This is a genomic window from Stenotrophomonas sp. 05L44_2, assembly GCF_056665995.1.
The window spans coordinates 1-5008 of the sequence record NZ_JBFTNR010000269.1 but is presented as its reverse complement, the minus strand read 5'-3'; the positions used below and the strand labels follow the sequence as shown (position 1 = coordinate 5008).

The window sequence follows — 5008 nt, the reverse complement described above, 5'->3', positions numbered from 1 at the left end:
ACCCATCGCAGCCGACTGGCCGGGTTCATCATCGATTGCCAGGACACACCCGCCGAAGACAGCGCGCGCTTCTGGGCCGCAGCGCTGGGCCTGCAGGCCGAGCCCGCCCGTGCTGAAGGCGACGCAGAGTATGCCGATCTGACGGGCGCGCCGGCGGGATTGAACGTGGAAGTGCAGCGGGTCGATCACCCGTCGCGGGTGCATCTGGATATCGAAAGCGACGACATCGACGCCGAAGCCGCAAGGCTGGAAAAACTCGGTGCCCGCCGGGTCGGTTTCGTCAAACGCTGGTGGGTGATGGAAGCGCCCACCGGTCATCGATTCTGCATCGTGCGCATGCGTGATCACGATGCTCCGGCCAACCATTGGCCATGATGAAAAAAGGGACGGAAGCAGATGCTTCCGTCCCCTGTCGCTCAGCGCGCCTGCGCCACGCTCGGCGCCTGCGGTGACTGGCCCCAGCCACCGAGTGCCTTGTACACGCCCACGACACTGACATTGACCTCTGATTCGGCGGCCGCCAGTGCATCATCGGCCACCAGCTGCGTGCGCTGCGCGTCCAGCAGGGTCAGGAAGTCCTCCGACCCTTCGCGGTAGCGGATCTGCGCCAGCGATTCGGCACGCCGCGCCGCCTGCGCCTGCTCGACCACGATGGCCAACCGTGCCTGCTGCTTGGAGTAGCGGGTCAACGCGTTTTCGGTGTCTTCCAACGCCAGCAGCACCGCCTGTTCGTACTGCGCGGCCACGCCTTCGGCCTCGGCCTTGCTGGCACGCAGGCGTGCCTTGACCGTACCGAAGTCRAATGCCGCCCAGCTCAACGACGGGGTCAGCGACCAGGCCTTGTTGTTGCCGTTGACCAGGCCACTGGCATCGCCGCCGAGGAAGCCGACGAAACCGGACAGCGACAACCGCGGGAACAGATCGGCCGTGGCCACGCCGACACGCGCGGTGGCGGCAGCCAGGCGACGCTCGGCCACGCGCACGTCGGCACGCTGGCGCAGCAGTTCACGGGTATCACCCAGCGGCAGTGCCTTCGCAAACGCCGGCACTTCGTGCGGTGCCAGCATGGCGGTCAGCACCTCCGGACGCTGACCAAGCAGGACAGCCAACCGGTTGCGCGACTGCGTCTCGGCCACTTCCAGCAGCGGGATGTCGGCCTCAATGGCCTTCAACCGTGCGCGGCTGCTCTGCACGTCCAGCTCGCTGCCGGCACCCAGTTCCCAGCGCGCCTCGGTCAGCCGCTGCGTATCGCGCAGGTTGACCAGGGTGCGCTGGGCCACCGCGATGCGCTTCTGGGTGCCACGCAGTTCGAAGTAGTTGCGTGCCACTTCGGCAGCGATCAGCACCTGCGCGTCGGCAAGGTTGGCCTGCTCGGCGTCCAGGTCGGCACGCGCAGCCTCTGCAGCACGGCGCTTGCGGCCGAACAGATCCAGCTCCCAGCCCGCATCGAAGCCGAGCTGGTAGCTTTCACTGAACACCCGCTGCCCACCCAGCTGCGGATCGGGTTGCTTGCGGCGGTCGTAGCTGCCGCCAGCGGTAACGTGTGGCGCCTGGTCGAAGCGGCTCTCGACAAACACGGCACGGGCCTGGCTGACACGGGCGACAGCCACGCGCAGGTCCAGGTTGTCCGACAGCGCGCCGTGCACCAGTTCTTCAAGCACCGGGTCATCGAACTGCGCCCACCAGCTGGCCACCGGCGAGGTGGTGCTGAAGACCGGCTGCTGTGCACCCTGCAGGACGACGGGCTCCTGCACCGGTGCCTTGTAGTTGGGGCCGACGCTGACACAGCCCGCCAGCACCAGGCTGGAGACGGCCATCGCCAGGGTGCGGATCACCATGGCAGCACCTCGCCCAGGTAGGTGAAGCTGCCGCTGGCGCCGGACTCGCCGATCAGCGCCATCTGCACGCTGGAACGCGCGCCCTCGGCGATTTCAATCTCGCCGTTGCCACCGTTCATATCGGTTTTCACGTAGCCGGGGTGCACGGTGTTGACCTTGATCGGCGTACTGCGCAGTTCATGGGCCAAGGCCAGGGTCCAGCTGTTCACCGCGGCCTTGGACGCGTTGTAGGCCGGGATCTTGAAGTCGTAGATGCCCGAGGTCGGATCGGCATGCAGGGTCTGCGAGCCGAGCATGCTGGAGACGTTGACGATGCGGCCGGACTTGGCCTGCTTGATCAGCGGCAGGAAGGCCTGGGTCACCGCCACCAGCGCATACACGTTGGTCTCGAACGTGCGACGCCAGGTGTCCAGCGACTGCTCCGACGGCAGTTGCGCTGGGTTCTCGATCATGATGCCGGCGTTGTTGACCAGGATGTCCAGACGACCATGGCGCTGACGCACCTGCTCGACCGCCTCGGCGATGCTGGCGCCATCATTGACGTCCAGCTGCAGCGCTTCCACCGGCAGGCCCTCGGCCTGCAGCTTCAACGCCAGTTCCACTGCGGTTTCGCGCTTGCGCCCGGCCAGCAGCGTGTGCACGCCGGCCTGTGCCAGCTGTCGCACGGTTTCCAGGCCAATGCCGCGGGTTGCGCCGGTGACCAGCGCGATCTTGTTCTGATGGGTGTTCATGGATTCGTTGCCTTGGTGGGGGGAAGCGGGCGCCGGTGATTGCCGGCGCCGCTGTTTTCCATGTCAGTGGTGGATGGTCGGCTCGCCGTGCTGCACCAGCTGGCCACCACCGTTGCGGGTGACGAACTTGCGCAGTGCCACGTAGAACACCGGSGTCAGGAACAGGCCGAACARGGTCACGCCCAGCATSCCGRMGAACACCGTGATGCCRGTCACCGAGCGCACTTCGGCGCCAGCGCCATGCGACAGCACCAGCGGCACGGTGCCGGCGATGAAGGCGATGGAGGTCATCACGATCGGGCGCAGACGCAGGCGGCAGGCTTCCAGTGCCGCTTCGACGATGCCCTTGCCGCCCATTTCCAGCTCTCTGGCGAACTCGACGATCAGGATCGCGTTCTTGCACGCCAGGCCCATCAGCACCACCAGGCCGACCTGCACGAACACGTTGTTGTCGCCGCCGGTCATCCACACGCCGAACAGCGCGGACAGCAGGGTCATCGGCACGATCAGGATCACCGCCAGCGGCAGCGACCAGCTTTCGTACAGCGCGGCCAGTACCAGGAACGCCAGCATGATCGCCACCGGGAACACGATGAAGGCCGCCTTGCCCTGGGTCGCCTGCTGGTAGCTCAGGTCGGTCCAYTCGGTAGCCATGCCCACCGGCAGCACCTTGGCGGCGATGGCGGTGAGGTTGTTCATCGCTTCGGCCGAGGACAGCACACGCGGGTCGGCTTCACCGGCCAGGTCAGCGGCCGGGTAGCCGTTGAAGCGCAGCACGGGGTCCGGACCGTAGGTTTCCTTGACGGTGACCATCGAGCCGATCGGCACCATCTCGCCACGGTCGTTGCGGGTCCGCAGCTTGCCGATGTCCTCGACGCTGTCACGGAACTGGCCATCGGCCTGTGCGATCACCTGCCAGGTACGTCCGAACTGGYTGAAGTCGTTGACGTAGGCCGAACCCAGGTAGGTCTGCAGCGTGTCGAACAACTCGGTCAGCTGTACGCCCTGGGCCTTCGCCTTGACACGGTCCACCTCGGCATCCAGCTGCGGCACGTTGGCCTGATAGCTGGTGATCGGGAAGGCCATGCCCGGGGTCTGTGCAACCGCACCCTGCATCGACTGCACCGCGTTCTGCAATGCGCCATAGCCGAGGTTGCCACGGTCCTGGATGAACATCTGGTAGCCGTTGCCGTTACCGAGGCCGAGGATCGGCGGCGGCATCATGGCGAAGGCGAACCCTTCCTGCAGGCCTGCGATCTTCTGGTTGATCTCCGCATTGATCTGCGCCGCGGTGCGGCCATGGCGCTCGCTGAACGGCTTGAGCGGAATGAACGCAACACCGGTGTTGGGCGTATTGGTGAACTGCAGAGCATTCAGGCCCGGGAACGAAATGGTGTGAGCCACACCGTCGGTTTCCTGGGCGATCTTGGCGACCTTGCGCAGCATTTCATCGGTACGCGCGATCGACGAACCCTCCGGCAGCTTCACGCCGGCGATCAGGTACAGCTTGTCCTGGGTCGGAATGAAGCCCGGCGGCACCAGCTTGAAGATGAAGCCGGTACCCACCAGCAGCACCGCATACACCACGAACACCGCACCACGACGACCGAGGATCTTCGACACGCCACGCTCGTACTTTTCAGAGCTGGACTTGAAGAAGCGGTTGAACGGACGGAACACCCAGCCGAACAGACGGTCGATGATGCGGGTCGGGGCATCCTTCGGCGCGCCATGCGGCTTGAGCAGGCGGGCCGCCAGGGCCGGCGACAGGGTCAGCGAGTTGATCGCCGAGATCACCGTGGAGATGGCGATGGTGACCGCGAACTGCTTGTAGAACTGACCGGTAACGCCCGACAGGAACGCCATCGGCACGAACACCGCACACAGCACCAGCGCGATGGCGATGATCGGCCCGGACACTTCGCGCATCGCCTGATGCGCAGCGGCCAGCGGGGTCAGGCCTTCTTCGATGTTGCGTTCAACGTTTTCCACCACCACGATCGCGTCATCGACCACGATGCCGATCGCCAGCACCAGGCCGAACAGGCTCAGCGTGTTGATCGAGAAGCCCAGCAGGTACAGCGCGCCGAACGTACCGACGATCGACACCGGCACCGCGATGAGCGGGATGATCGAAGCACGCCAGGTCTGCAGGAACAGGATCACCACCAGCACCACCAGCGCGATGGCTTCCAGCAGGGTGGAGACCACGGCCTTGATCGAGTCGCGCACGAAGATGGTGGTGTCATACACCGCTTCGTACTTCACGTCGGCCGGCATGGTCTTCTGCATCTCGTCCATGCTGGCCATCACCGCATCGCGGATCTCCAGCGCATTGGCGCCGGGGGCCTGGAAGATACCGATACCCACCGCGTTCTTGCCGTCCAGCTGCGAGCGCAGCGTGTAGTCACCGGCACCCAGTTCGACCCGGGCCACGTC

The 5008-nt window shown here is 65.5% G+C and carries 4 protein-coding genes; 1 reads left to right on the top strand and 3 read right to left on the bottom strand.

What is annotated here, in order from left to right; genetic code table 11:
• A partial coding sequence (locus tag AC1VAN_RS10965; RefSeq protein ID WP_480985799.1) for a VOC family protein occupies positions 1 to 375 on the top strand: 375 nt, incomplete at its 5' end.
• 41 nt (positions 376 to 416) lie between these two features.
• Here the strand turns inward: AC1VAN_RS10965 and AC1VAN_RS10960 are convergent.
• The 3 genes from AC1VAN_RS10960 to AC1VAN_RS10950 form a co-directional block, all read right to left on the bottom strand.
• On the bottom strand, positions 417 to 1838 hold the full coding sequence (locus tag AC1VAN_RS10960) for an efflux transporter outer membrane subunit (protein WP_025878845.1): 1422 nt from the start codon (positions 1836 to 1838) through the stop codon (positions 417 to 419).
• Positions 1832 to 2569: an SDR family oxidoreductase gene (locus tag AC1VAN_RS10955; RefSeq protein WP_025878844.1), complete on the bottom strand. Its 738-nt coding sequence runs from the start codon at positions 2567 to 2569 to the stop codon at positions 1832 to 1834. The genes AC1VAN_RS10960 and AC1VAN_RS10955 overlap by 7 nt, the downstream gene beginning before the upstream one ends.
• A 63-nt stretch (positions 2570 to 2632) precedes the next feature.
• Positions 2633 to 5008: efflux RND transporter permease subunit (locus tag AC1VAN_RS10950; protein ID WP_480985798.1), on the bottom strand; the 2376-nt coding region annotated here is incomplete at its 5' end.

Coding starts and splice junctions, on each gene's coding strand:
- AC1VAN_RS10955 (WP_025878844.1), bottom strand. CDS start 2,569: ATGAACACCCATCAGAACAAGATCGCGCTGGTCACCGGCGCAACCCGC.